At 74.7% G+C, this 25,136-nt stretch carries 21 protein-coding genes and 1 pseudogene; 7 read left to right on the plus strand and 15 right to left on the minus strand.

Going from position 1 to position 25,136, the window contains the following annotated elements:
- Window positions 1–15 precede the first annotated feature (15 nt).
- Complete coding sequence (locus HA073_RS17760) at window positions 16–1,521, minus strand: glutamate synthase subunit beta (protein ID WP_166456888.1); 1,506 nt, start codon at window positions 1,519–1,521, stop codon at window positions 16–18.
- Window positions 1,514–6,172: a glutamate synthase large subunit gene (gene gltB / locus HA073_RS17765; RefSeq protein WP_166456889.1), complete on the minus strand. Its 4,659-nt coding sequence runs from the start codon at window positions 6,170–6,172 to the stop codon at window positions 1,514–1,516. The genes HA073_RS17760 and gltB overlap by 8 nt, the downstream gene beginning before the upstream one ends.
- A gap of 145 nt (window positions 6,173–6,317) precedes the next feature.
- Between gltB and HA073_RS17770 the strand changes: the two genes are divergently transcribed.
- Window positions 6,318–7,160 (plus strand): GNAT family N-acetyltransferase, encoded by an 843-nt coding sequence (locus tag HA073_RS17770; protein WP_043329528.1) that lies wholly within the window; start codon window positions 6,318–6,320, stop codon window positions 7,158–7,160.
- 17 nt (window positions 7,161–7,177) lie between these two features.
- Here HA073_RS17770 and HA073_RS17775 read toward each other — a convergent pair whose 3' ends face one another.
- The gene (locus HA073_RS17775) at window positions 7,178–8,365 is read right to left on the minus strand and encodes an NAD(P)/FAD-dependent oxidoreductase (RefSeq protein WP_043329527.1); all 1,188 of its coding nucleotides are present in this window, start codon (window positions 8,363–8,365) and stop codon (window positions 7,178–7,180) included.
- Window positions 8,366–8,376: 11 nt separating this feature from the next.
- Entirely contained in the window at window positions 8,377–9,588 is a 1,212-nt protein-coding gene (gene lgt / locus HA073_RS17780) for a prolipoprotein diacylglyceryl transferase (RefSeq protein WP_205797687.1), read from the minus strand.
- Window positions 9,589–9,705: 117 nt separating this feature from the next.
- Here lgt and HA073_RS17785 point away from each other — a divergent pair, with 117 nt between their 5' ends.
- Complete coding sequence (locus HA073_RS17785; protein WP_166456891.1) at window positions 9,706–10,242, plus strand: NUDIX hydrolase; 537 nt, start codon at window positions 9,706–9,708, stop codon at window positions 10,240–10,242.
- Window positions 10,243–10,364: 122 nt separating this feature from the next.
- On the opposite strand, the gene trpA is transcribed toward HA073_RS17785, so the two are convergent.
- The 3 genes from trpA to trpC are packed head-to-tail and all read right to left on the minus strand — an operon-like array spanning window position 10,365 to window position 13,238.
- Window positions 10,365–11,168, minus strand: a complete 804-nt coding sequence (gene trpA, locus HA073_RS17790) for a tryptophan synthase subunit alpha (RefSeq protein ID WP_043329522.1) — start codon at window positions 11,166–11,168, stop codon at window positions 10,365–10,367.
- A gap of 4 nt (window positions 11,169–11,172) precedes the next feature.
- A complete protein-coding gene (trpB, locus tag HA073_RS17795) occupies window positions 11,173–12,399 on the minus strand; it encodes a tryptophan synthase subunit beta (RefSeq protein ID WP_166456892.1) in 1,227 nt (408 codons plus the stop codon).
- Between the two features lie 35 nt (window positions 12,400–12,434).
- Window positions 12,435–13,238, minus strand: a complete 804-nt coding sequence (gene trpC / locus HA073_RS17800) for an indole-3-glycerol phosphate synthase TrpC (RefSeq protein ID WP_030271968.1) — start codon at window positions 13,236–13,238, stop codon at window positions 12,435–12,437.
- 443 nt (window positions 13,239–13,681) lie between these two features.
- Here trpC and HA073_RS17805 point away from each other — a divergent pair, with 443 nt between their 5' ends.
- Window positions 13,682–13,957 (plus strand): hypothetical protein, encoded by a 276-nt coding sequence (locus HA073_RS17805; RefSeq protein WP_166456893.1) that lies wholly within the window; start codon window positions 13,682–13,684, stop codon window positions 13,955–13,957.
- On the opposite strand, the gene HA073_RS17810 is transcribed toward HA073_RS17805, so the two are convergent.
- The 5 genes and pseudogenes from HA073_RS17810 to HA073_RS17825 form a co-directional block, all read right to left on the minus strand.
- Window positions 13,950–14,507 carry a Trp biosynthesis-associated membrane protein gene (locus HA073_RS17810; protein ID WP_069089042.1) on the minus strand — a complete coding sequence of 186 codons (558 nt, stop codon included), beginning with the start codon at window positions 14,505–14,507 and terminating at the stop codon, window positions 13,950–13,952. The genes HA073_RS17805 and HA073_RS17810 overlap by 8 nt on opposite strands.
- A complete protein-coding gene (locus HA073_RS17815; protein ID WP_043329521.1) occupies window positions 14,504–16,057 on the minus strand; it encodes an anthranilate synthase component I in 1,554 nt (517 codons plus the stop codon). The genes HA073_RS17810 and HA073_RS17815 overlap by 4 nt, the downstream gene beginning before the upstream one ends.
- Window positions 16,054–16,467: a phosphoribosyl-AMP cyclohydrolase gene (hisI, locus tag HA073_RS30665; protein ID WP_043331113.1), complete on the minus strand. Its 414-nt coding sequence runs from the start codon at window positions 16,465–16,467 to the stop codon at window positions 16,054–16,056. Before hisI ends, HA073_RS17815 begins: the two co-directional genes overlap by 4 nt.
- Before the next feature lie 180 nt (window positions 16,468–16,647).
- Window positions 16,648–17,295, minus strand: a pseudogene (locus HA073_RS30670) (phosphoribosyl-AMP cyclohydrolase); the annotation flags it as partial.
- Between the two features lie 151 nt (window positions 17,296–17,446).
- Window positions 17,447–17,836 (minus strand): MerR family transcriptional regulator, encoded by a 390-nt coding sequence (locus HA073_RS17825; RefSeq protein ID WP_069089041.1) that lies wholly within the window; start codon window positions 17,834–17,836, stop codon window positions 17,447–17,449.
- A gap of 110 nt (window positions 17,837–17,946) precedes the next feature.
- On the opposite strand from HA073_RS17825, the gene HA073_RS17830 reads away from it, so the two are divergent.
- Genes HA073_RS17830 through HA073_RS17840 form a run of 3 tightly spaced genes read left to right on the plus strand, consistent with a single transcriptional unit; the run spans window position 17,947 to window position 20,014 of the window.
- A complete protein-coding gene (locus HA073_RS17830; protein ID WP_043329517.1) occupies window positions 17,947–18,669 on the plus strand; it encodes an ABC transporter ATP-binding protein in 723 nt (240 codons plus the stop codon).
- Window positions 18,666–19,421, plus strand: coding sequence for an ABC transporter permease (locus HA073_RS17835; RefSeq protein WP_166456895.1), 756 nt, complete (start codon window positions 18,666–18,668; stop codon window positions 19,419–19,421). Before HA073_RS17830 ends, HA073_RS17835 begins: the two co-directional genes overlap by 4 nt.
- Window positions 19,418–20,014, plus strand: coding sequence for a TetR family transcriptional regulator (locus HA073_RS17840; protein WP_030500283.1), 597 nt, complete (start codon window positions 19,418–19,420; stop codon window positions 20,012–20,014). Before HA073_RS17835 ends, HA073_RS17840 begins: the two co-directional genes overlap by 4 nt.
- A gap of 11 nt (window positions 20,015–20,025) precedes the next feature.
- On the opposite strand, the gene HA073_RS17845 is transcribed toward HA073_RS17840, so the two are convergent.
- On the minus strand, window positions 20,026–20,760 hold the full coding sequence (locus HA073_RS17845; protein WP_166456896.1) for a DUF2470 domain-containing protein: 735 nt from the start codon (window positions 20,758–20,760) through the stop codon (window positions 20,026–20,028).
- Between the two features lie 67 nt (window positions 20,761–20,827).
- Between HA073_RS17845 and rpsD the strand changes: the two genes are divergently transcribed.
- On the plus strand, window positions 20,828–21,436 hold the full coding sequence (gene rpsD / locus HA073_RS17850) for a 30S ribosomal protein S4 (protein ID WP_064445248.1): 609 nt from the start codon (window positions 20,828–20,830) through the stop codon (window positions 21,434–21,436).
- A gap of 4 nt (window positions 21,437–21,440) precedes the next feature.
- Here the strand turns inward: rpsD and HA073_RS17855 are convergent, their stop codons facing one another.
- A complete protein-coding gene (locus HA073_RS17855) occupies window positions 21,441–23,231 on the minus strand; it encodes an ABC transporter ATP-binding protein (protein WP_043329513.1) in 1,791 nt (596 codons plus the stop codon).
- A complete protein-coding gene (locus tag HA073_RS17860) occupies window positions 23,228–25,096 on the minus strand; it encodes an ABC transporter ATP-binding protein (protein WP_181373759.1) in 1,869 nt (622 codons plus the stop codon). Before HA073_RS17860 ends, HA073_RS17855 begins: the two co-directional genes overlap by 4 nt.
- Window positions 25,097–25,136 lie beyond the last annotated feature (40 nt).

Here is a 25,136-nt window from a genome sequence, read left to right on the forward strand (position 1 = left end):
AGGGGGCCCTTCCTTTCACCTGGCGGCGAGCGGCTGGCGGGCCGGGTCGACCGGGGCGGGCAGGTCGCCCACCCCGCCCAGGTACGTGTGGATCGCCGCCGCGGCGGCGCGTCCCTCGGCGATGGCCCAGACGATCAGCGACGCGCCCCGGTGCATGTCACCGGCGACGAAGACGCCGTCGGTGGCCTGCCAGTCCGGGCGGGAGTCGATCGCGCCCCGGCCGTTGCGGTTCACCCCGAACTGGGCCAGCAGCGGCTGCTCCTCGGTGCCCTCGAAGCCGATGGCGAGCAGCACCAGGTCGGCCGGGATCTCGCGCTCGGAGCCGGGCAGCGCGGTGACGATGCGGCGACCGTCCACCTTCTCCACTGTCACCTCGGCGATCCGGACCGCGCGGACCTGGCCGGTGCCGTCGTCCACGAACTCCTGGACGGCGACGGCGAAGACCCGCTCGCCGCCCTCCTCGTGCGCCGGGTAGTTGCGCAGCACCCACGGCCAGGTCGGCCACGGGTCCCGCGCCGCGTCCCGCTCCGTCGGCGGCTCCGGGTAGAGGTCGAGCTGGTGTACGCCGGCCGCGCCCTGCCGGTGCGCCACGCCGAGGCAGTCGGCGGCGGTGTCGCCACCACCGATGATCACCACGTGCTTGCCGGCGGCGTCGATCGGCGTACCGTCGGGCAGCGTCGCGAGGGCGGGCTTCCCATCCCCGGCGGCGGCCACCACCCGGTTCGCGGCGACCAGGTGCGCCATCGCCTGGTGCACGCCGCGCAGCGCCCGGCCGGGCGTCTCCGGGGTGTCCCGGCCCTGCAACGCGCCGCAGGCAAGCAGCACCGCGTCGTGCTCGGCGCGCAACTGCTCGGCGGTCACGTCGACGCCGACCTCGACGCCGGTGCGGAACCGCACGCCCTCGGCGGTGAGCTGGGCCAGCCGCTTGTCGATGTGCTGCTTCTCCAGCTTGAAGTCGGGGATGCCGTAGCGGAGCAGGCCGCCGATCGCGTCGTCGCGCTCGTACACGGTGACCGTGTGACCGGCGCGGGCGAGCTGCTGCGCGGCGGCCAGCCCGGCCGGGCCGGAGCCGACCACCGCCACCGACCGGCCGGTGGACACGGACGCGGGCCGGGGCCGCAGGCCGTCGCGGGCCACCGCCGCGTCGGCGATCTCCACCTCGACCTGCTTGATGGTGACCGGCTGCTGGCCGCCCAGGCCGAGCACGCAGGCCGCCTCGCACGGCGCCGGGCAGAGCCGGCCGGTGAACTCGGGGAAGTTGTTGGTGGCGTGCAGCGAGTCCACCGCCGCGTCCCAGTTGCCGGTGCGGACCAGGTCGTTCCAGTCCGGGATGCGGTTGCCCAGCGGGCAGCCGTCGTGGCAGAACGGGATGCCGCAGTCCATGCACCGGGTGGCCTGCTCGCGGATCAGCTCCTCACCGGCCGGCGGGTACACCTCCCGCCAGTCGGAGATGCGCACCGGCACCGGACGGCGGGCCGGCAGCCGCCGGTCGTAGCGCAGGAAACCGTTCGGGTCAGGCACGAGCCACCTCCTGGGCGACCGCCCGGGGCGCGGGCGGTACCGGCGCGGGCGAGAGGGCGCTCATCACCGCGTCGTCGACGTCTCGGCCGGCGGCTTCGGCGGCCCGCATGATCTCCATGACCCGGCGGTAGTCCCGGGGCACCACCGCGGTGAACTCCTCCACCGCCTGCGGCCAGCGCTTGAGCAGGTCCTCGGCGACCGCCGAGTCCGTCTCGGCGAAGTGCCGCTGGACCAGCTCGTGCAGCCGGTCGCGTTCCTCGTCGCGCAGCGGCGACAGGTCGACCAGCTCGGTGTTGACCAGTCGCCGGTCGAGCCGGTGTACGAACGCGGTGCCGCCGGACATGCCGGCGGCGAAGTTGCGCCCGGTCGGCCCGAGCACCACGACGGTGCCGCCGGTCATGTACTCGCAGCCGTGGTCGCCGAGGCCCTCGACCACCGCCACCGCGCCGGAGTTGCGGACCGCGAACCGCTCCCCCACCCGGCCGCGCAGGAACACCTCGCCGCCGGTCGCGCCGTACAGGATGGTGTTGCCGGCGATGATCTGGTCCTCGGCGCGGCGGCCGGGCGCGGCGTCCACGCCGACGAACGGCGCGTCGGCGTCCGGCCGCACCACGATGCGTCCGCCGGACAGTCCCTTGCCGACGTAGTCGTTGGCGTCGCCGTGCAGGCGCAGCGTGACGCCGCGCGGCAGGAACGCGCCGAACGACTGGCCGGCGGTGCCGCGCAGCAGGAACTCGATCGTGTCGTCGGGCAGGCCGGCGCCGCCGAAGCGGCGGGTCACCTCGCCGCCGAGCATCGCGCCGACGCTGCGGTGCTCGTTGCGCACCTCGACCTCGACCCGGACCGGGGTGCGCTCCCGCAGCGCCGGCCCGGCCAGCTCGATGAGCCGGTTGTCCAGCGCCGCGTCGAGGCCGTGGTCCTGGGCGCGTACGCCCCGGCGGGCCGCGCCCTCGGGCAGCTCGGGCAGGTGCAGCACGCGGCTCAGGTCGAGCCCGTGGCCCTTCCAGTGGTCGATCGCGCCAGCCACGTCGAGCAGCTCGGTGTGCCCGATCGCCTCGTCGATGCTGCGGAAGCCCAGCTCGGCCAGGTAGCCGCGGACCTCCTCGGCGAGGAAGAGGAAGAAGTTCTCCACGAACTCGGGGCGGCCGGTGAAGCGCTCGCGCAGCACCGGGTTCTGGGTGGCGATGCCGACCGGACAGGTGTCCAGGTGGCACACCCGCATCATCACGCAGCCCTCGACGATCAGCGGGGCGGTGGCGAAGCCGAACTCCTCGGCGCCGAGCAGCGCCGCGATCAGCACGTCCCGGCCGGTCTTGAGCTGGCCGTCGACCTGCACGGTGACCCGGTCGCGCAGCTTGTTCAGCAGCAGCGTCTGCTGCGCCTCGGCCAGGCCCAGCTCCCACGGGGTGCCGGCGTGCTTGAGCGAGTTGAGCGGGGACGCGCCGGTGCCGCCGTCGTGGCCGGAGATCAGGATGACGTCGGCCTTGAGCTTGGCCACGCCCGCCGCGACGGTGCCCACGCCGACCTCGCTGACCAGCTTGACGTGCACCCGGGCGGCCGGGTTGACGCACTTCAGGTCGTGGACGAGCTGGGCCAGGTCCTCGATGGAGTAGATGTCGTGGTGCGGCGGCGGGGAGATCAGGCCGACACCGGGGGTGGCGTGCCGGGTCCGGGCGATCCACGGCCAGACCTTGTTGCCGGGTAGCTGCCCGCCCTCGCCGGGCTTCGCGCCCTGCGCCATCTTGATCTGGAGGTCGTCGGCGTTGACGAGGTATTCGCTGGTCACGCCGAAGCGGCCGCTGGCGATCTGCTTGACCGCGGAGCGCCGCGCCGGGTCGTGCAGCCGCTCGACGTCCTCGCCGCCCTCACCGGTGTTGGACTTGCCGCCGAGCCGGTTCATCGCGATCGCGAGCGTCTCGTGCGCCTCCGCCGAGATCGACCCGTACGACATGGCGCCGGTGGCGAAGCGCTTGACGATCTCGCTGGCCGGCTCGACCTCGTCCAGCGGCACCGCCGGTCGTACGCCGGTGCGCAGCGTGAACAGCCCGCGCAGCGAGCCGGCCTGCGCGGCCAGCTCGTCGACCTTCGCGGTGTACTGCCGGAACACGTCGTACTGGCGGCTGCGGGTGGCGTGCTGGAGCAGGAAGACGGTCTCCGGGTTGAACAGGTGCAGCTCGCCCTCGCGGCGCCACTGGTACTCGCCGCCGACCTCCAGCCGGTCGTTCGCCTGCACGCCCGGTGCCGGCCAGGCCCGCGCGTGCCGGGCCGCCACCTCGGCGTGGATCTCGGCCAGCCCGATGCCGCCGATGGTGCTCGGCGTGCCCCGGAAGTACCTGTCGACCAGGCGGGTCTCCAGGCCGACCGCCTCGAAGACCTGCGCGCCGCAGTACGACGACACGGTCGAGATCCCCATCTTGGACATGATCTTCAGGACGCCCTTGCCGAGCGCCTTGACGTAGTTGCGGACCGCCTTCACCCGGTCGACGCCGGCCAGCACGCCGGTGGAGATCATGTCCTCGACCGACTCGAAGGCCAGGTACGGGTTGACCGCCGCCGCGCCGTACCCGATCAGCACCGCCGCGTGGTGCACCTCGCGGCAGTCGCCGGACTCGACGATCAGCGCGACCTGGGTGCGGGTCTGCTCGCGTACCAGGTGCTGGTGCACCGCGGCGGTGAGCAGCAGCGACGGGATCGGGGCCAGGTCGGCGTTGGAGTCCCGGTCGGAGAGCACCAGGATGCGTACGCCGTCCTCGATCGCCTCGGAGACGTGCCGGCAGATCTCGGTCAGCCGGGCCTTGATGCCGGCGCCGCCGTCGCGCAGGCGGTAGAGACCGGAGACCCGGACCGCCTTGAAGCCGGGCAGGTCGCCGTCCTCGTCGATGGAGAGGATCTTGGCCAGCTCGTCGTTGTCGATCACCGGGTACGGCAGCACGATCTGCCGGCAGCTCGCCGGACCCGGGTCGAGCAGGTTGCCCTCCGGCCCGATGGTGGACGCCAGGCTGGTCACCAGCTCCTCCCGGATGGCGTCCAGCGGCGGGTTGGTGACCTGCGCGAAGAGCTGATGGAAGTAGTCGTAGAGCAGCCGCGGCCGGGTGGACAGCGGGGCGATGGGCGTGTCGGTGCCCATCGAGCCGATCGGCTCCGCGCCGCTGCGGGCCATCGGGCCGAGCAGGATCTTCAGCTCCTCCTCGGTGTAGCCGAACACCTGCTGGCGGCGGCGTACCGAGTCGTGGGTGTAGACGATGTGCTCGCGGGCCGGCAGGTCGTCCAGCTCGATCAGGCCCGCGTGCAGCCACTCCTGGTACGGCTGCTCGGCGGCCAGCTCGGTCTTGATCTCGTCGTCGGAGACGATCCGGCCGTTGACGGTGTCGACCAGGAACATCCGGCCCGGCTGGAGCCGGCCCTTGGCGATCACGGTGGACGGGTCCAGGTCGAGCACGCCCGCCTCGCTGCCTAGCACCACCAGCCCGTCGGCGGTGTGCCACCAGCGGCCCGGGCGCAGCCCGTTGCGGTCGAGCACCGCGCCGACGATCTCGCCGTCGGTGAAGGCGACCGAGGCCGGGCCGTCCCACGGCTCCATCAGGCTGGCGTGGAAGCGGTAGAAGGCGCGCTTGTCGGCGCGCATGTCCGGGTCGTTCTCCCACGCCTCGGGGATCATCATGAGCACCGCGTGCGGCAGGCTCCGCCCGGCCAGGTGCAGCAGCTCCAGGACCTCGTCGAAGTTCGCCGAGTCGGACGCGGCCGGGGTGCACACCGGGAAGACCCGGCGGATGTTGCCGGGCAGGTTCGGGCTGCGCAGCAGCGCCTCGCGGGCCTGCATCCAGTTGCGGTTGCCGCGAATCGTGTTGATCTCGCCGTTGTGCGCGATGAACCGGTACGGGTGCGCCAGCGGCCAGGAGGGGAACGTGTTCGTGGAGAAGCGCGAGTGCACCAGCGCGATGGCGCTGACCACCCGCTCGTCGGTCAGCTCCGGGTAGAACTCCGGAAGCTGGTCCGGGGTGAGCATGCCCTTCCACACCATGGTGCGGCCGGACAGCGACGGGAAGTACGCCGGCACGCCTCGCTCGGCGGTCTCCCGCTCGACCTGCTTGCGCAGGCAGAACGCCACCCGGTCCAGGTCCAGCCCGGTCAGCGGGGAGCCGGCCGGGCCGGCGGGTGAGTCGGTCAGCCGGCGCGCGGCCACGAAGAGCTGCCGGACCCGGGGCATCGCCGCGAGCGCCGTCTCCCCCAGGCCGGACGGGTCGGTCGGCACCTCGCGCCAGCCGAGCACGTCGGCGCCCTCGACCAGCGCGTACTTGTCGACCACCTGGCGGGCACGGGTCTCGGCCGCGTCGTCGTCGGGCAGGAACACCAGGCCGGTGGCGTACTGGCCGGCCGGGGGCAGCGGGAAGTCGACGGTGGCGCGCAGGAACGCGTCCGGCACCTGGATCATGATGCCGGCGCCGTCCCCGGTGTTGTGCTCCGCGCCCCGGGCGCCCCGGTGGTCCAGCCGGCACAGCGCCCCGAGGCCGTTCGCGACGACCTGGTGCGAGCGCCGCCCGTGCAGGTCGGCCACGAAGGCCACACCGCAGGCGTCATGCTCGTACGCGGGGTCGTAGAGCCCGGTCGCCGGTGGGGCCGACTGCGGGCTGTGAGGGTACGGAAAGGCCACCGGGCCTCCTGTCGTCACTCAGGATGGATCATGATGGGGACGACGTCGGCCCTCTGCGGTTTATTGAGTCTACGTTAGGGCTTCCGGCGCAAGGCCAGTTCAGATTGATCACACTTCCAGATGCTGGGACATGTAGTCTCGCGCGGTGGATCTCGCACGCGCTGACGTACTCGACCGGTTGGAGCGGTTCTACGACGCGGTGCCCCGCGACGGGGCCCGGACCGAGGAGTACGGCGCCCTGGTGCTCTTCGTCCGGGAAGGCGCCGGATGGCCGTTCTACGCCCGGCCCCGGCTCGACGCCACCGAGCACCCCACCCTCGCCGATGTCAACGCGGTACGCACCCGGCAGCAGGAACTGGGCCTGCCGGAGGCGTTCGAATGGGTGCACGAGCACCAACCGGAGCTGCTGGCGGTGGCCCGCTCAGCCGGGCTGAGCGTGCTGGAGGCGCCGCTGATGCTGCTGGAACCGGAGCGCCTGCCCGAACCGGGGACGTTCAGCGACGTACCGGTGCGGGTGCTGGACCCCGGCGACGCGGGCTTCGCCGCGGACATCGCGCTGCGGCGGGCCGTCGCCGCGGTCGGCTTCGCCAACGGCGGCACCGCGCGCGGCGAGGCCGGACCGGCCGAGCGGGACGCCACCGTCTCCGGGCTGGACGTGGCCGCGCTGGAGGAGGAGGCGACCCGGGTCGCCGACGGCCGGCGCATCTCCGTGCTCGCCGCCACGCCCGAGGAAGGCGCGCTCGCCGGCGGCATGGCCATGCGGGTCGGCGACGTGGCGGAGATCGCCGGGGTGGCCACGCTGCCGTCCGCGCGGCGGCGCGGCCTCGGCGCGGCGGTGACCGCCACCCTCGCTCGGGAACTGCGCGCCGCCGGCACCGACCTGATCTTCCTCAGCGCCGGCAGCGAGGACATCGCCCGGGTCTACCTGCGGGTCGGGTTCCGCCGGATCGGCACCGCCTGCATCGCCGAGCCCGCCGCCGTCATCTGAGGCCGCCGCGGCGGAGGTCAGGACGGCGGCTGCCAGGCGGCGGCCGCCGCGGCGGCCGTGTTACGCAGGCGCGGGCTGATCGTGCCGAGGGCGGCGTCGCGGGCGCGCAGCGCCAGCCGGCCCCGGGCCTGCAGGACCGCCGACATCCGCCGGGTCTGCCGGACCATCGTGGCCGCGCGGGGCCGGCGCAGCCTGTCGTACGCGGTCACCGCGTCCGGCAGCCGCGACTCCCGCAGCAGTCCGGCCAGCGTCGCCGCGTCCTCGAACGCCAGGCAGGCGCCCTGGCCGAGGTGCGGCGGCATGGCGTGCGCGGCGTCGCCGAGCAGCACCACGCCGCCCGGCCCGGCCGGGAAGCCGTACGCCTTCGGCAGCGGACGCAGCTCGCGGATCTCCTGCTGCACCACGTCGTCCGGGTCGGTCGCGTCCAGCAGCGTGCCGATCGGCGCGGGCCAGCCGGCGAACCAGCGCTTGAGCAGGGCGAGCTGGACCTCCGGCGGCTCCGGGCGGGGCGCGCCCGCCGCCGTGGCCACCCAGTAGACGCCGCCCCGGCGGGACGCCCCGGCGTTGCCCCGCTCGCCGAGCGAGGCGGCCAGGAACCGGTAGCCGGCGCCCAGCGTCTCCCCCTGCAGCGGCTGGTCGTCGGGCAGTTGCGGGGCCCGGTACCAGGGGATGACCGCCCGCCACGCGGCGCACCCGGAGCTGACCACCGAGGTCTCCGGCGCCAACTGCCGGCGGATCTCGCTGTCGGTGCCGTCGGCGGCCACCACCAGGTCCGCCTCGTAGGTGTGCCGGCCGTCGCCCACCGCCGGGCGCTCACCGGACGCGGCGCGCACCGTCCGCACGCTCACGCCGGTACGCAGCTCGACCCGGTCACCCAGGCCGGCGATGAGCGCGTCGTGCAGGTCCTCCCGGTGCACCACCACCGGCATCCGCTCGGCCGGGGTGGACCGGGCCTGCACCAGCCAGTGCCCGTCCGGGCGGCGCACGCCGCCGTCGGGCAGCGGGGTGGCGATCGCGTCCAGCCCGTCGCCCAGCCCGAGGGCGCGCAGCGCGCGTACCCCGTTGGGCCAGAGCACCACGGCGGTCGCCTCCGGCCGGACCCGGTCGGCGCGTTCCAGCAGCGTGACCTGCCATCCCGAGCGGGCCAGCACGCCGGCCACCGCCATCCCGCCGAGGCCGGCGCCGACCACCACCGCGCTGCGCATGACTCCCCCGCTCAGCTGTCCCGGTCCGCCGGGCGCCCGCCGTCGGCCCGGCCGGCGTTCGTCCGCTCGGCGTCCGTCCGTTCCGGGTCGGCGTCGGTGCCGTCCGCGTCGGCGCCGTCGGTGGCCACGGGGTCGGTGTCCGCGCGGTCGGCCTGCTCCGCGTCGCCGTCGGTGGCACCGTCGGGGGTCTCCGGCCGGTCGTCGTCGGCCGCCGGCTCCACCGGGGGCAGCACGCCGGTCTTCCGGTACGCGTCGAACTGTTCCTCGCTCACCACCCGGTAGCCCTCGGGCGGGGCCGGCCGCGCGGCGGCCTCCCGGGCGGAGAGGTCGACCTGGGAGACGTCCCCGGACGGGGTGGGCGCGGCGGCCGGCTCGCCCACCGGCACCAGGTATTCGCGCGGGCCGCGGACCCGGACGAAGTAGGCGAGCGCCCCGAGGAAGACCAGCGCGGCGGTCCAGACGTTGAGGCGTACGCCGAGGATCAGGTTCGCCTCATCGGTGCGCATCAGCTCGATCCAGAACCGGCCCGCCGTGTAGCCCATCACGTAGAGCGCGAACGCCCGGCCGCGCCCGAGCCGCAGCTTGCGGTCGAGGTAGAGCACCAGCGCGGCGACGCCGACGTTCCAGAGCGCCTCGTAGAGGAAAGTCGGATGGTAGAGCCCCGGCTGGAGCACCGGATTGCCGGCGTCGTCGCGCAGCGCGTGGCCCGGGTTGTCCGGGTCCATCACGTGCACCTCGAGACCCCAGGGCAGCGTGGTGCGCCCGCCGTACAGCTCGTTGTTGAACCAGTTGCCCAGCCGGCCGACGGCCTGCGCCAGCGGCAGCCCGGGCGCCAGCGCGTCGGCGATCACCGGGAACGGGATGCCGAGCTGCCGGGCGGCCAGCCACGCGCCGACCGCGCCACCGGCCACCGCACCCCAGATGCCGAGCCCGCCCTCCCAGATGTAGAGCGCCTTGATCGGCTCGCCGCCGGCGCCGAAGTATTTCTCCGGCGACGTGATCACGTGGTAGATCCGCGCGCCGATGATGCCCGCCGGCACCGCCCAGACGGCGATGTCGAGCACCGCGCCCGGAGCGACGCCGCGGCGGCGCAGCCGGTACTCGGTGACCACGCAGGCCACCACGATGCCGAGGATGATGCAGAGCGCGTACGCCCGGATCGGAACCGGACCGAGCTGCCAGACGGCGGTGCTGGGGCTGGGCATGGCCGCCAGTGGGGTCATCGGGGCGATGGTCACGGGTGCACACGGTACCGGTGCGGACTGTGTGCGCGGCACCCCGGGCCGCCTGCCGCGCGGGTCGGATGACTTCTGGTTTGCACGGTCGTAGGCTGTTTGTCCATGAGCCCGCTCACCTGGGCGGCCGCCGCTGTCGTCACCGACGCATCCGGGCGGCTGCTGCTCTGCGGCCGGTCCGAGGGGGCCCGGCGCTGGGGCCTGCCGGGCGGGCGGCTGCGCCACGACGAGAGCCCGGTGGATGCCGTCGTCCGGGCGGTCCGCACGGAGACCGGCTGGGCGGTGGCGCCGGCCGACCTGGTCGGCCTCTACCGGGTCACCGGTCCACCGGTGCCCGCCCCACCGGCCGGGCGGTGCGGCGCGCGCCCAGACGTGCTGGTGCACGTGTTCCGCGCCGGACCGGCCGACGCCGGACCGGCGGGCGAACCGGCGACCGGGTGCCTGCCTCGGTGGTGGCCGCCGCAAGAGCTGCCCGACGTGCTGACCCCCACGACGCGCGCGGCGATCGCGGACGCGCTCGCCGGCCGCGCCGGCGTGCTGCGGCACACGACCGCCGCCGACGCGCTCACGCCACCCGGCGACGGGCAGCCCGCCCCGCCCGGCCAGCGCGCCTCCGAGCAGGTCGACAGCAGTAGCCGCTGACCGCCCGCCCGCTCGCTCGCTCGCTTGATCGACACCAGTTCGGCGAAGTGGCGGTATCCCGGCGTCCTGGACCACGCCAGCTCGGCGAAGTGGAGTCGATCAAGCAGGTGGCGAGCAGGCGGTCAGCGGGCCGGGTTGCGGACGCCCTCGGCCAGTTCGGCGCTCAGCTTGCGCAGCGCGGTCAGGCCGGCGGCCTGGTCCGGGGCGTCCAGCACGCAGCGGACCAGCGCGCTGCCCACGATCACCGCGTCGGCGTACCCGGCGACGGTGGCGGCCTGCGCGCCGGTGCCCACGCCCAGCCCGACGCCGACCGGGATGTCGGTGACCTCGCGCAGCCGGGAGACCAGGACCGGGGCCGCCTCGGAGGTCTGCGCGCGGGCGCCGGTGACGCCCATGATCGCGGTGGCGTAGACGAAGCCGCGGCAGTGCTCGGCGGTCATCCGCAGCCGCGCGTCGGTCGAGGACGGTGAGACCAGGAACGTCCGGTCCAGGCCGTGCGCGTCGGAAGCGGCCAGCCACTCGGCGGCCTCGTCGGGGATCAGGTCCGGCGTGACCAGGCCGGTCCCACCGGCGGCGGCCATGTCGCGGGCGAACGCGTCGACGCCGTACTGCTCGATCGGGTTCCAGTAGGTCATGGTGACCACGCTCGCCCCGGTCGCGGCGACCGCCTCGACGACGCGCAGCGCGTCCGCGACGCGGACGCCACCGGCGAGCGCGATGTCGCTCGCCTTCTGGATGACCGGGCCGTCCATCACCGGATCGGAGTACGGGATCTCCACCTCGATGACGTCCACGCCCGCCTCGACCATGGCCTTCATGGCGGCGATACTGCCCTCGACGGTCGGGAAACCGGCCGGCATGCAGCCGACCAGCACGGCCCGGCCGTCCGCCCGCGCCTTGTCGAAGGCGACCCCGATGCGGCTCACGCTGTCACTCCTTGTCGAGGATGCCGAAGTACGCGCCGGCGGTGTGCACGTCCTTGTCGCCCCGGCCGGACAGGTTGACCACGATCAACGGCTCCCGGCCCAGCTCCTCGGCGAGCCGGGGGGCGATCGCGCGGGCGCCGGCCAGCGCGTGCGCGCTCTCGATCGCCGGGATCACGCCCTCGGTGCGGCAGAGCAGCTCGAACGCGGCCATCGCGTCGGCGTCGTCGACCGGCAGGTACGTGGCCCGCCCGGTGTCGTGCAGCCAGGCGTGCTCCGGGCCGACGCCCGGGTAGTCCAGGCCGGCCGAGATCGAGTGCGACTCGATGGTCTGCCCGTCGGCGTCCTGCAGGACGTACGTGCGGGTGCCGTGCAGCACGCCCGACGAACCGCCGGTGATGCTGGCGGCGTGCCGGCCGGTCCCGACGCCCTCGCCACCGGCCTCGAAGCCGTAGAGGCGGACCCCGGCGTCCGGCACGAACGCGTGGAAGATGCCCAGCGCGTTGGAGCCGCCGCCGACGCACGCCGCGACCGCGTCCGGCAGCGTGCCGGTCAGGTCCAGGCACTGCTGGCGGGCCTCCACGCCGATGCCACGGACGAAGTCGCGGACCATCTCCGGGAACGGGTGCGGCCCGGCGGCGGTGCCGATCAGGTAGTGGGTGTCGTCGACGTTGGCGACCCAGTCCCGCATCGCCTCGTTCATCGCGTCCTTGAGCGTGCGCGAGCCGGTGGTCACCGGGACGACGGTGGCGCCGAGCATCCGCATCCGGGCCACGTTGAGCGCCTGCCGCTCGGTGTCCACCTGGCCCATGTAGACGACGCATTCCAGGTCGAACAGCGCGGCGGCGGTGGCGGTGGCCACGCCGTGCTGGCCGGCGCCGGTCTCCGCGATGACCCGCCGCTTGCCCATCCGCTTGGTGAGCAGCGCCTGGCCCAGCACGTTGCGGACCTTGTGCGCGCCGGTGTGGTTGAGGTCCTCCCGCTTGAGCAGGACCCGCGCCCCGACCTGCGCGGAGAAGCGCCGGGCCTCGTAGAGCATCGAGGGCGTGCCGGCGTAGTCACGCAGCAGCGCGTCGAACTCGGCGAGGAAGTCCTCGTCGCCCATCGCCTTGCGGTACGCCGCGTCCAGCTCGTCCAGTGCGGCGACGAGCGCCTCCGGGACGAACCGGCCGCCGAACCGGCCGAAGTGACCGGCGGCGTCGGGGACCGGGCCGGTTGCGGGTGCGGCGCTCATCGCGGGCGTCCTCTCGGATCGGGTGGCCCGGCGGCTCAGCGCACCGGGCGGGGCGTGGCCGGGTGGTTACCGGCGTTGACCAGCTCGGCGACCGCTTCGCGCGGGCTCTTCTGGGTGACCAGGCCCTCGCCCACCAGCACGGCGTCGGCGCCGGCGGAGGCGTACCGGATCAGGTCGTGCGGACCGCGCACCCCGGACTCGGCGATCTTGACGACGCTGCTCGGCAGGCCGGGCGCGATCCGCTCGAACACCGAGCGGTCGACCTCCAGCGTACGCAGGTCACGGGCGTTCACGCCGATCACCTGCGCGCCGGCCTCCAGGGCGCGGTCCGCCTCCTCCTCGGTGTGCACCTCGACGAGCGCGGTCATGCCCAGCGACTCGATTCGCTCCAGCAGGCCGACCAGCACGTTCTGCTCCAGCGCGGCGACGATCAGCAGCACCAGGTCGGCGCCGTGCGCGCGGGCCTCGTGCACCTGGTAGCTGGAGACGACGAAGTCCTTGCGCAACACCGGCACGTTCACCGCGGCCCGCACCGCCGCCAGGTCGTCGAGCGACCCGCCGAACCACCGGCCCTCGGTGAGCACGCTGATCGCCCGCGCTCCCCCGGCCGCGTAGTCACCGGCCAGGTCCGCCGGGTCGGCGATCTCGGCCAGCCGCCCCTTGGACGGCGACGAGCGCTTCACCTCGGCGATCACGGCCACGCCGGGCCGGCGCAGGGCCGCGTACGCGTCCAGCGGCGGCGGCGCGGCGGCGGCCAGCTCACGGATCCGCTCCAGCGGAACCTGCTCCTGCCGCCGGGCCACGTCCTCGCGCACACCGGCCAGGATCTCGTCGAGCACGCCTGCGGACGGCGCCGCTCCGGCGTCGTCCCCCTCCGCGTGCGCATGCTCAGCAGTCACCAACGGACTCCCCTCTCCGGGCGTCATGGGCCGATGCTAGGGGGCGCCACCTGGCGACAAGTGCCGGGGGGTATGGCGCACCTCACGACATGGGCTGTGGCATGATGGCCGACTTCTGGTGAACGCCACGTCACGCAGCGCCACGCTGGCATCGACCGTCACCCATCCCCCATCTCACCACGGTTGATCCGTCGCCGCAGCACCGCTCCCGCGCCGGGCTGTGACCAAGCTCAAGGACCTCCGGCCCTGCCCAGGTCGGGCCGCCTCGCGGACCGTTGACCTGTGCTTCACGAGGGCGAAACGTGAGCCCGGCAGCATCGTCCTCGGGCAGACTCGACACCGGCGGCTGACCACCGCCGACAACCATCTCGTGCGGGGTGACCATGAGCGCCAACGGGCCGAACCAGACCATCGGCTTGACCACCATCTCCCGGACCGTCGCCTCCCTCGCCTTCGGCGTGGTGAACACGCTGGAGCGCGCGGTGGCCGGTGACGGCCGGACGCGTACCGCCCAGGGCAACGCCTGGGAGGCCGTCTGCGCCGACCGGGCCCGCGCCGCCCAGCGCCGCGAGCTGGAGCGGCTGGTGGCCGAGCTGACCGCCGCACGGGCCGCGGCCCGCCGCCGGCGCGACGCGCGCGAGGCGCAGCCGGTCAGCTGACCGTCGGGTCCTCGCCCCGGTCCAGCGCGTCCCACGCGTCCCGGGTGCCCCGCTCGACCGCCGGCCGGCCGGGCTCGACCGCGGGGACGGCCCGTCGCTCGTACCGCGCGCCCATCGCGGGCCAGCCCGCTGCGCGCAGCGCGGTGAACGCGCCGCCGGACGCGAGGGCCAGGCCGCCGGCCACCACCAGCGCCGGCCACTGGCGGCTCACCCCGGCCTCGGCGAGGCCGATCCCGCCGCCGACCGCCACGGCCACGCCGACCGCGCCCAGCAGCAGGCCCAGCAGCCGGCGCAGGCGGCCCCGGGTGGCGAGCACCGCGCCGCCGCCGGCCAGCCCCACGTAGGTCAGCGCCAGCACCCAGGGCAGCAGCTCCGCGCCGGTCCGGTCGGCCCGGCCGGGCGGCAGCGACCCCCGGGCGGTCATCTCCACCGACCAGGTCCGGGTCACCGCCCAGCAGGCCAGGCCCGCCCCGGCCAGGCAGAGCAGCACCGCGTACGCGAGTTCGCGCCGACCGCGGGCCGACGGCGCGGTGGTGCCGGGCGCGCTCACCGGGCTGCCCGCAGCGTCTCGGCGGCCGCGATCGCGGCGAGGACGGCGGCGGCCTTGCTGCGCGTCTCCCGGTCCTCGGCTGCCGGATCGGAATCGGCCACGATCCCGGCGCCGGCCTGCACGTAGGCCCGGCCGTCGCGGATCAGCGCGGTACGGATCGCGATGGCCATGTCCAGGTCGCCGCCGAAGGCGAAGTAGCCGACGGTGCCGCCGTAGACGCCGCGCCGCACCGGCTCCAGCTCCTCGATGATCTCCATGGCGCGTACCTTGGGCGCGCCGCTGAGCGTGCCGGCCGGGAACGTGGCGGCGAGCGCGTCGAACGCGGTGCGGTCGGCGCGCAGCTCGCCGACCACCGTCGAGACGATGTGCATGACGTGGCTGTAGCGCTCGATGGTGGCGAACTCGGGCACCTCCACGGTGCCCGGCCGGCAGACCCGCCCCAGGTCGTTGCGGCCCAGGTCGACAAGCATGACGTGCTCGGCGCGTTCCTTGGGGTCGGCGAGCAGCTCGGCGGCGAGCCGGGCGTCGGCCTCCGGGGAGCCGCCGCGCGGCCGGGTGCCGGCGATCGGGTGCAGCAGGGCCCGCCGCCGCCCGTCCGGGCCGGCGCTGACCTTGAGGTGCGCCTCCGGGGACGACCCGACGATGTCGAAGCCGTCGAAGCGCAGCAGGTACATGTACGGGCTGGGGTTGGTGGTGCGCAGCACCCGGTAGACGTCCAGCGGGTCGGCCTCGGTGGGGCGCTCGAAACGCTGGCTGAGCACGATCTGGAAGCACTCGCCGGCGCGGATCGCCTCCTTGGCCGCCGCCACGGCCTTCGGGTAGCCGCCCTCCGGGGTCCGGCTGACCACCTCGCCGACGCCCGGCCGGCCGACGGTGGACACCATGGGCGGGATCGGTCGGGACAACGCGGTGGTCATGGCGTCCAGGCGACCCACCGCGTGGTGGTACGCGGCGTCGACCAGCTCCGCCCGCCCGGGCGTATCGAGCGGGGGCAGGACCGCGTTGGCGACCAGGATCGCCGAGCCCTCGTAGTGGTCGAGCACCACCAGGTCGGTGGCGAGCATCATGCCCAGCTCGGGCACGTCCAGCTCGTCCTCGGTCAGCTCGGGCAGCCGCTCGAAGCGGCGGACCAGGTCGTAGGCGAGGTAGCCGACCAGCCCGCCGGTCAGCGGCGGCATTCCGCCGGCCGGGTCCCAGGCCGGGCCGGCGAGCGCGTCGACCGACTCGCGGAGCACGGTGACCGGGTCCCCGGTGGTCGGTACGCCCGCGGGCGGTGTGCCGGTCCAGCGCGCCTCGCCGTCCCGCTCGGTGAGCGTGGCGCTGCTGCGGACGCCGATGAACGAGTACCGCGACCAGGCCGTGCCGGCCGACCCGACGCCCTGCTCGGCGGATTCCAGCAGGAACGTGCCGGGACCGCCGGCCAGCTTGCGGTAGACCCCGACCGGGGTCTCGGCGTCGGCGAGCAGCCGCCGGGTCACCGGCACGACCCGCCAGCGGGCGGCCAGGTCGGCGAAGGTGGACCGGTCCGGGCTGACGGTGCCGTCGGTCACGGGGTCTCCTCCGGTGAGCTGACCGGCAGGTCGGTGAAGAAGCAGGTGCGCTGCCCGGTGTGGCAGGCCGCGCCGACCTGCTCCACGCTGACCAGCAGCGCGTCGCCGTCGCAGTCCAGGGCCACCGAGCGCACGTACTGGTGGTTGCCGGAGGTGGCGCCCTTGACCCAGTACTCGCCGCGGCTGCGCGACCAGTAGGTGGCCCGGCCGGTGGTGAGCGTGCGGTGCAGCGCCTCGTCGTCCATCCAGGCGACCATCAGCACCTCGCCCGTGTCGTGGGCGCGGACCACGGCGGCGACCAGGCCGTCCGGGGTGCGGCGGAGTTTGGCCGCGATGGCCGGGTCGAGCCGGGACGGCCGGGCCGGGCCGGGACTGGGGGCGCCGGTCAGCGGCGCGTCAGGGGCGGGCACGGTTGACCATTCTCCCGCACGCGGCCCGGGTACCGCCGACGTGTCCCGGGAGGCGGGCGTCACCGTCGCCAGCGCCCGGCCCAGCTGCCGCAGGTAGCGGTCCGCCCGGCCGTCGGTGAGCGCCTCGGCCAGGTCGGTCCCGGTGGCCCGGGCGATCTCCGCCGCGTACGGGCGCACCAGCGGGAGGATGCCGGTGACCAGCCGTCCGGCGGCGGCCCCGACCTCGGCCGGGTCGCCGGGGCGCAGCCCGAGGCAGAGGAGCATGTCGTCGCGGTAGCCGGCCGGGGCGACCGGCAGGTCCAGCGCGGCGGTCAGGGCGGCCCGGCGGGACACCACGCGCACCGACGGGTTGGCCGGCCGCAGCACCGAGGGGCAGAGCCGGGCCAGGTCGGCCGCGGCGAGCCGGCCCCCGACCGGGTCACCGGCCAGGCGCGCGGCGGCGACCTTGCCCAGCGTGGCGATCAGCTCCTCCAGGCGCGGCTCGTCGGCGGGCTGGCAGAGCACCGGCAGGTCGATCCGGCGCCGCCACTCCGGCACCGCCCAGAGCAGCCGGGCCGGCGCGGTGACCGGGAGCCCGAACGCCCAGTCGGCGGGCTGGCCGAGCCGGCGTACCCAGGAGCGGACGTCGCGGGCGGCCACGGAGACGTGCACCAGGCGGCCGCCGAACTCGGTCAGGTACGCCCGCCGGGCCGCGTACGGCGTGCCGCGGCGGGACGTGACCTGCCGGGGCCCGCCGGTGGCGCGTGGCTCGTCGGCGGCCACCAGCACGTCCACGTCCACGTCGCTGTGCTCGGTGGCGGCCCGCCGGGCGTGGCTGCCCCGCAGCATGATCCCGACGACCGGCCGGTCGGCGGCGTGCCGCAGGCGGGCGGCCCAGAGGTCGAGGAACCCGGTGTCGGACAACGGAGCTGGACCCACTGCCTCATGGTGCCCGAAACCTGATCTTCCGATGCCGGACTCCCTGTCCGCCGCCGGGTGTTCAGCCCGACTCCTCCTCCGCCCGCCGGTACGCGTCGATCTTGTATTCGAGAACCTTCAGGTCCTCCTCCAGCTCGGCCATCCGGGCCAGCACCCGGGCGCGGTGCGCCTCGAACAGCGCCCGCCGCGCGCCGAGCGTGCTGTCGCCGTGCCGGGCCAGCTCGGCGTAGCGGCGCATGTCGCGCACCGGCATCCCGGTGCGCCGCAGCCGGGTGAGCAGGAACAGCCAGTTGACGTCGGACTCGGTGTAGCGCCGGCGGCCGGAGGAGTCCCGTCCGACGCGGCCCACCAGCCCCTCCTGCTCGTACCAGCGCAGCGTGTAGGTGGTCAGGCCGACCCGTTCCGCCGCCTCACCCACGGTGAGGCTCGTCTCCCGCGTGCTGATGTCCACGCCCTCCAGGCTTCCAGTTCGAGCCCACTCGAAGTCAAGTCCCTCGTTGCCTCGCCGACGGAATTCATCTAGCGTTGAGTTCATCGGGTGATGAATTGACGGAGGCGAGCATGGACGACGCGGTGTCGGTCCGCGAGCTGGTGGTCGACCGGGGCGGGCGGCGGGTGCTGCACGGCATCACCTGCGGGGTGCCCCGGGGCACGGTGACCGGGCTGCTCGGGCCCAGCGGCAGCGGCAAGACCACGCTGATGCGCGCGGTGGTCGGCGTGCAGACGGTCGGCTCCGGCGCGGTCGACGTGCTCGGCCGCCCGGCCGGCTCGGCCGACCTGCGCCGCCGGGTGGGCTACCTGACCCAGGCGCCGAGCGTCTACGCCGACCTGACGGTGCGGGAGAACGCCCGCTACTTCGCGGTGCTCCAGGGCCGGGGCCGCGCCGAGGCCGACCGCGCGGTCACCGACGTCGGCCTGGGAAAGGCGGCCGACCAGCTCGTCGGCACGCTCTCCGGCGGCCAGCGCAGCCGCGCCTCGCTCGCGTGCGCGCTGGTCGGCGAGCCGGAGCTGGTCGTCCTCGACGAGCCGACGGTCGGCCAGGACCCGGTGCTGCGGGCCGACCTGTGGGCCCGGTTCCACGCCATGGCCGCCGCCGGCACCACGCTGCTGGTGTCCAGCCACGTGATGGACGAGGCCGCCCGCTGCGACCGGCTGCTGCTGATCCGCGAGGGCCGGCTGGTCGCCGACGACACCCCGGCCGCGGTCCGCGCCGCCACCGGGACCGACGACCTGGAAGAGGCGTTCCTGCGCCTGATCCGCGACGCCGAGGGAGAGGCGCGATGAACGGACGGATCCTGGCCGCCACCACCGGGCGCATCCTGCGCCAGCTCCGGCACGACCGGCGGACCGTGGCGCTGCTCGTGGTGGTGCCGTCGGTGCTGCTCACGCTCGTCTACTTCATGTACGTCGACCAGCCCGCCCCGCCCGGCGCGCCCAGCACGTTCGACCGGGTGGCCCTGATCATGCTGGGCTTCTTTCCGTTCATCATCATGTTCCTCGTGACCAGCATCGCCATGCTCCGCGAGCGCACCACGGGCACGCTGGAGCGCCTGCTCACCACGCCGCTGGGCAAGCTCGACCTGCTCTTCGGGTACGGCATCGCGTTCGGCCTGGCCGGGGTGCTCCAGTCCACTGTCGCCTCGGTCGTCGCGTACCGGGTGTTCGGCCTGGAGACCGCGGGCAGCGCGTGGCTGGTCGTGCTGATCGCCGGGGTGAACGCGGTGCTGGCGGTGGCGCTCGGGCTGTTCTGCTCGGCGTTCGCCCGCACCGAGTTCCAGGCGGTCCAGTTCATGCCGGTGGTGGTGGCCCCGCAACTGCTGCTGTGCGGCCTGTTCGTGCCGCGCGACCAGATGGCCGGCTGGCTCCAGGCGGTCAGCGACGCGCTGCCGCTGTCGTACGCGGTCGAGGCGCTGCAGGAGGTCGGCGCGCACGCCGAGCCGACCGGGACGATGTGGCGGGACGTGGCGATCGTGACCGGGGCGGCGGTGGCGGCGCTGGTGCTGGCCGCCGCGACGCTGCGCCGGCGCAGCGGGTGAACGCGCGGCGCACCGGGCGGCGGCCCGGCACTCCGGACACCCGCGAGGCGATCCTCGCCGCGGCGCGGGAGGCGTTCGCCGAGCGGGGGTTCGACGCCGCGTCCATCCGGGCCATCGCCGCGGCGGCTGGAGTGGACCCGGCGCTCGTGCACCACTACTTCGGCGGCAAGGAGGAGCTGTTCCGGGCCGCGACGGCGTTCCCGGCCGACCCGGGACGGCTGCTTCCGGCGGTGCTCGCCGGCGGCCCGGACGCGCTCGGCGAGCGGATGGTCCGGGTGTTCCTGGAGGTCTGGGACTCCCCCACCGGCACCGCCGCGGTGGCGCTGCTGCGCTCGGCGGTCAGCAACGACTGGACGGCGCGCCTGCTGCGCGAGTTCCTGGTCACGCAGGTGCTGCGGCGGGTGCTCGACCAGCTCGACGTCGACCCGGCGCAGCGCGCGCTGCGCGGCGGCCTGGTCGCCACCCAGCTCGCCGGGCTGGCGATGATGCGGTACGTGCTCCGCCTCGACGCGGTCGCCACCGCCGAGCCGGCGACGCTGGTGGCCGCCGTCGGCCCGACGGTCCAGCGGTACCTCACCGGCGACATCACCTGAGCCGTCGCGGCTCAGGCCGCGGCCGCCCGGGGGCAGAGCATCGGGTGCAGCAGGCGGGACAGCTCCGCCACGTCGGCGACCGGCCGGGGGAAGGCGAGCCGGGCCCGCCGGGTCGCGCCGGGCCGCCCGTGCGCGACCAGCAGGCCGTACCTGTCGATCCGGACCACCCGCGGGATCTGGTCGCCGGGCAGGTCCAGCCGCCGCCGCAGGTAGTCGCCGACCTGCTCGGCGTGGTGGTCGGCCAGATCCGCGAGCAGGGCGGCCTCGACCGGGTGCAGCGGGTCCGGCTCGGCCTCCGCGAACGCCTCCGGGTCGATCCGGCGCACCCGCCCGGCGCGTTCCCAGCGGGCCTCGGCCACCTCGAAGCGGTGCAGGTGGAACCGGCTGCCCACGTCGAGCAGATCGGCGACCGGGTCGGTGGCGGCGAAGTCGACCGCCGCGTCGCGCGCCGCGTCCCCGTCCAGCCGCGTCGCCCAGCCGGACACCCAGGCCCGGCCGAGCGAGGGCGCCCCGGCCGCCGGCGGCAGGTCGAGCACGTCGAGCACGGCGGCCACGTCGGCGTCGCCCGCCGGCGGCACGAGCGCCGCGGCGAGGTCACTGACCACGGGTACGAGCAGCAGCACCCGCCCGTCCGGGTCGACGGCGTGCCGGACCTGGTGCGGGCCGGGGTGCCGGGCCAGGTGGACGAGGGCGGGCAACCGGCCCGCGACAAGGGTTCGCACGATCTCCGCCGGGCTGGGCCGCATGATCCCGACCTCCTCAAGATAGGTTAGGCTTACCTAAGAAGCAGGCTAGACGATCGGAGACGCCCCCGTGAACCACCCCCGGCCCAAAGCCCGGCTCTCCCGGGCCCTCGGCATCCCGCTGACCCGCAAGTGCGTGCGGTACTTCGAGCGGCGCCCCTATCCCCCGGGCGTGCACGGCCGGTCCCGCCGCACCACCTCCGACTACCAGGTGCGGCTGCTGGAGAAGCAGCGGCTGCGCCACCAGTACAACGTCAGCGAGGCCCAGTTGCGCCGGCTGTTCGACGAGGCCGCCCGGGCCGCCGGCAAGACCGGCGACACGCTCGTCGCGCTGCTGGAACGACGCCTCGACGCAGTGGTCCTGCGGGCCGGGCTGGCCCGCAGCATCTACCAGGCCCGCCAGCTCGTCGGGCACGGCCACATCACCGTGGACGGGCGCAAGGTCGACCGGCCGTCGTACCGGCTGCGGCCCGGCCAGGTGGTCGGCGTACGCGAGCGCAGCCGCACGCTGCCACCGTTCCAGCTCGCCGCCGCCGGGGCGCACGCCGACGCGCAACCCCGGCCGTACCTGTCGGCGCAGCCGGCGCAGCTGCGCGCCACGCTGGTACGCGAACCGGCCCGGCACGAGGTGCCGGTGGTCTGCGACGAGCAACTGGTGGTGGAGTTCTACTCCCGCTGACCGGTTACCGGGTCTGCTCCAACCAGGACGCGTACAGCAGCGCGTACACCGAGTCGGTGTCGCGGACCAGCTCGTCGTGCGGGCCACGCTGCACGATCCGGCCCCGGTCCACCACGATCACCTCGTCCGCCGCCTGCGCGGTGGACAGCCGGTGCGCGATGGCGAGCGTGGTCCGCCCCCGGGTCACCGCGTCGAGCGTGCGTTGCAGGCGTACCTCGGTGGCCGGGTCGACGGCGCTCGTCGCCTCGTCCAGCACCAGCAGGTCCGGGTCCGCGACGTACGCCCGGGCCAGCGCCACGAGCTGCCGCTCGCCGACGCTGAGCGCCTCCCCGCGCTCACCGACCGGCGTGTCCAGGCCGGACGGCAGCCCGTCCAGCCAGTCGGCCAGGCCCAGCTCGCCGAAGGCGGCGGTGAGCCGCTCGTCGGTCAGGTCGGGGCGGGCGAAGCGGACGTTCTCCCCGACCGTGGCGTCGAACAGGAAGCCGTCCTGCGGCACCATCACCACCCGGGAACGCAGCGAGTCGAAACGCACCTGCCGCAGGTCGACGCCGGAGAGCAGCACCGCGCCCTCGGTCGGGTCCATCAGCCGGGTGAGCAGCTTGGCGAACGTGGTCTTGCCGCTGCCGGTCTCGCCCACCACCGCCACCCGGCTCTTGGCCGGGATGTCCAGCGTCACGTCGTGCAGCACCGGCGGGCCGCCCGGATAGGCGAACGTCACGCCGGCGAACCGGGCGTCCAGCGGCCCGGGCGGCAGCTCCCGCCCCTGCTCGCCCGGGTCGGCCACGTCCGGGGAGACGTCCAGCACGTCCAGCACCCGGCGCCAGCCGGCGATCGCGTTCTGCGCCTCGTTGAGCACCTCGGTGGCGATCTGCACCGGCTGGATGAACAGCGTGACCAGGAACAGGAACGCGGTGAGCTGACCGACCGACAGCGTGCGGTCGACGCCCAGGCTCACCCCGACCACGACCACGCCGGCCAGCGCCAGCCCGGCCGCCAGCTCCCCCACCGAGCTGCCCATGATGCTGATCCGGATCGCCCGCTGCTGGGCCACCCGCTGACCGTCGATGGCCGTGTCGAGCCGCCGCGCGGTCCGCCCGGCGATGCCGTACGCCCGGATCACCGGCGCGCCCACCACGCTCTCGCCGATCGCGCCGAGCAGCGTGCCGGTGCGCTGCCGCACCAGGCCGTAGGCCCCGGCGAGGCGGCGCTGCAACTGCCGGATCACCAGCACCGCGGGCGCGAACGCGACGAGCACCACGAGCGTCAACTGCCAGGAGTACGCGAGCATCACCGCTGTGGTCACCAGCAGCTGGCCCAGGTTGACGATCAGGATCACGCCGCCCCACTGCAGGAACTGGGTGATCTGGTCGACGTCGCTGGTCACCCGGGAGACCAGCGAGCCGCGCCGCTCGGACTGCTGGTGCAGCATGGACAGGTCGTGCACGTGCCGGAACGCCCGGGTGCGCACCCCGGCCAGGGCCGTCTCGCTCACCGTGAACAGCCGGCGCATCATCAGGTAGCCGCAGGCGGTGGTGACCACCAGCACCCCGGCGGTGATCGCCACGGTGAGCGAGATGACGTTCAGGTCGAGCCCGCCGACGATGCCGTGGTCGATGCCGCGCTGCACCGCCACCGGCACGGCGACCCGGCCGACCATGTAGACCAGCGCCAGCGCCAGCGTGCCGGCGAGACCGGTGCGCAGCTCCGGGGAGAGCGCCAGCCCGCGCCGCAACGTCTGCCAGGTCGACTCGGTGGTCTCGGTGCTCCGGTCCGCCTCCGCCGTCGTCGCGCTCACCGCTCCACCTCCAGGCCGGAGGCCAGCGGCGTGACCTCGTCGTACGTCTGCTTCTGCTCGCGTTCCTGCTCGGCCTGCTCGTACGCGGTGACCAGGTCGGCGTAGCCGGGCACGGTGGCCAGCAGCTCGGTGTGGGCGCCGCGGGCGACCACCCGGCCCTGCTCCACGTAGATCACCTCGTCGGCGAGCGCGATGGTGGCCCGGCGGTACGCCACCACCAGGATCGACGCCGGGGCGCCGCCGTCGGCGGGCGCGCGCAGCCCGGCCAGGATGGCCGCCTCGACGCGCGGGTCGACAGCGCTCGTGGCGTCGTCGAGCACCAGCAGCCGGGGGCGCCCGGCCAGCGCCCGGGCCAGCGTCAGCCGCTGCCGCTGCCCGCCGGACAGCGAGGTGCCCCGCTCGCCGACCATGGTGTCCAGCCCGTCCGGCAGCGCGGCCACGAAGCCGTCCGCCTCGGCCAGCCGCAGCGCCGCCCACACCTCGTCGTCGCCGATGCCGGCCCGGTCCAGCGCGATGTTGGCCCGGACCGTGTCGTCGAAGACGAACGGCACCTGCGCCACCAGCGCCACGTTGCCGGCGAGCGAGGCGGCGGTCAGCTCCCGCACGTCCACGCCGTCCAGCGTGACCCGCCCGGCGCCCGGGTCGACCAGGCGCACGGCCAACGACGCGATCGTGGACTTGCCCGAACCGGTGGGCCCGACCAGGGCGACTGTCTTCCCGGCCGGCACGGTGAACGTCACCTCGCCGAGCACCTGGGCGCCGGGCAGGTGCGCCTCGGCCGGCTCGTACGCGAAGTGCACGTCGTGGAACGCGAGCGTGGCCGGCGTACGGGTGGCCGGGTCGAGCGTCCTCGTGCCGTACGGCATCTCGCCTGTCGCGTCGAGCACCCGGCGCACCCGGTCCCACCCGGCGACGCTGCGCGGCAGCTCGGCCAGCACCCAGCCGATGGCGCGCACCGGGAAGGCCAGCACGGTGAACAGGAACGCGACGCTGACCAGCTCGGACACGGTGATCGCGCCCTGCCGCAGCCGGATCGCGCCGACCACCAGCACGGCGAGCGTGCCGAGGCTGGGCAGCGTCTCCAGCATCGGGTCGAAGACGCCGCGCAGCCGGCCGACCGAGATCAGCGCGTCCCGCAGCTCGCCGGCGCGGGCGGCGAAACGGGCGGTCTCCTGGGCCTCGCGGCCCATCGTCTTGACCACCAGCGCGCCGTCGAAGCTCTCGTGCGCGATGCCGCTGACCTCGGCGCGCAGCCGCTGCGCCCGGGCCTGCCGGGGCGCCATCCGGCGGGAGTAGACCACGTTGAGCGCGAACAGCGCGGGGAACACGGCGAGGCCGACCAGGGCCAGCGCCCAGTCGGTGACGAACAGTGACGCCACCGCGCCGACCAGCATCACCAGCGTGCCGACCGCGAACGGCAGCGGCGCGATCGGGTACCAGGCCGCCTCCACGTCGGAGTTGGCGTTCGACAGCAGCGTGCCGGTGGAGTTGCGGTGGTGCCAGGCCAGCGGCAGTTCCAGGTAGCGGCGGGTGACCCGGCGGCGGTAGGCGGCCTGGAGCCGGTACTGCATGTAACCGGCGCCGAGCCGCCGGCCGAAGATGCCGACGACCCGCAGCACGCTGATGCCGAGCAGCGCCGCCGCGGCCAGCGCCAGGGTCCCGCGGGCCACCTCGCCGCGCTCGACCGCGGGCACGACGACCTTGCCGACCACCCCGCCGACCACGTACGCGCTGGCGATCACCAGGAGGCCGAACAGCACGCTGCCGCTGACCGCCACCGCGAAGATCCGCGGCTGTTCCCGGATGGCCCGGCCGAGCACCCGTAGCCCTCTGCCGAGCACGTCCCGACTTGTCCCGCTCGCCACGTTCGCCCCCGCCGTAAGCCGCAATTTTCTCCCCCATCCT

Source organism: Micromonospora sp. CMU55-4 (assembly GCF_011602315.1).
Classification (GTDB): Bacteria; Actinomycetota; Actinomycetes; order Mycobacteriales; family Micromonosporaceae; genus Micromonospora; species Micromonospora chalcea.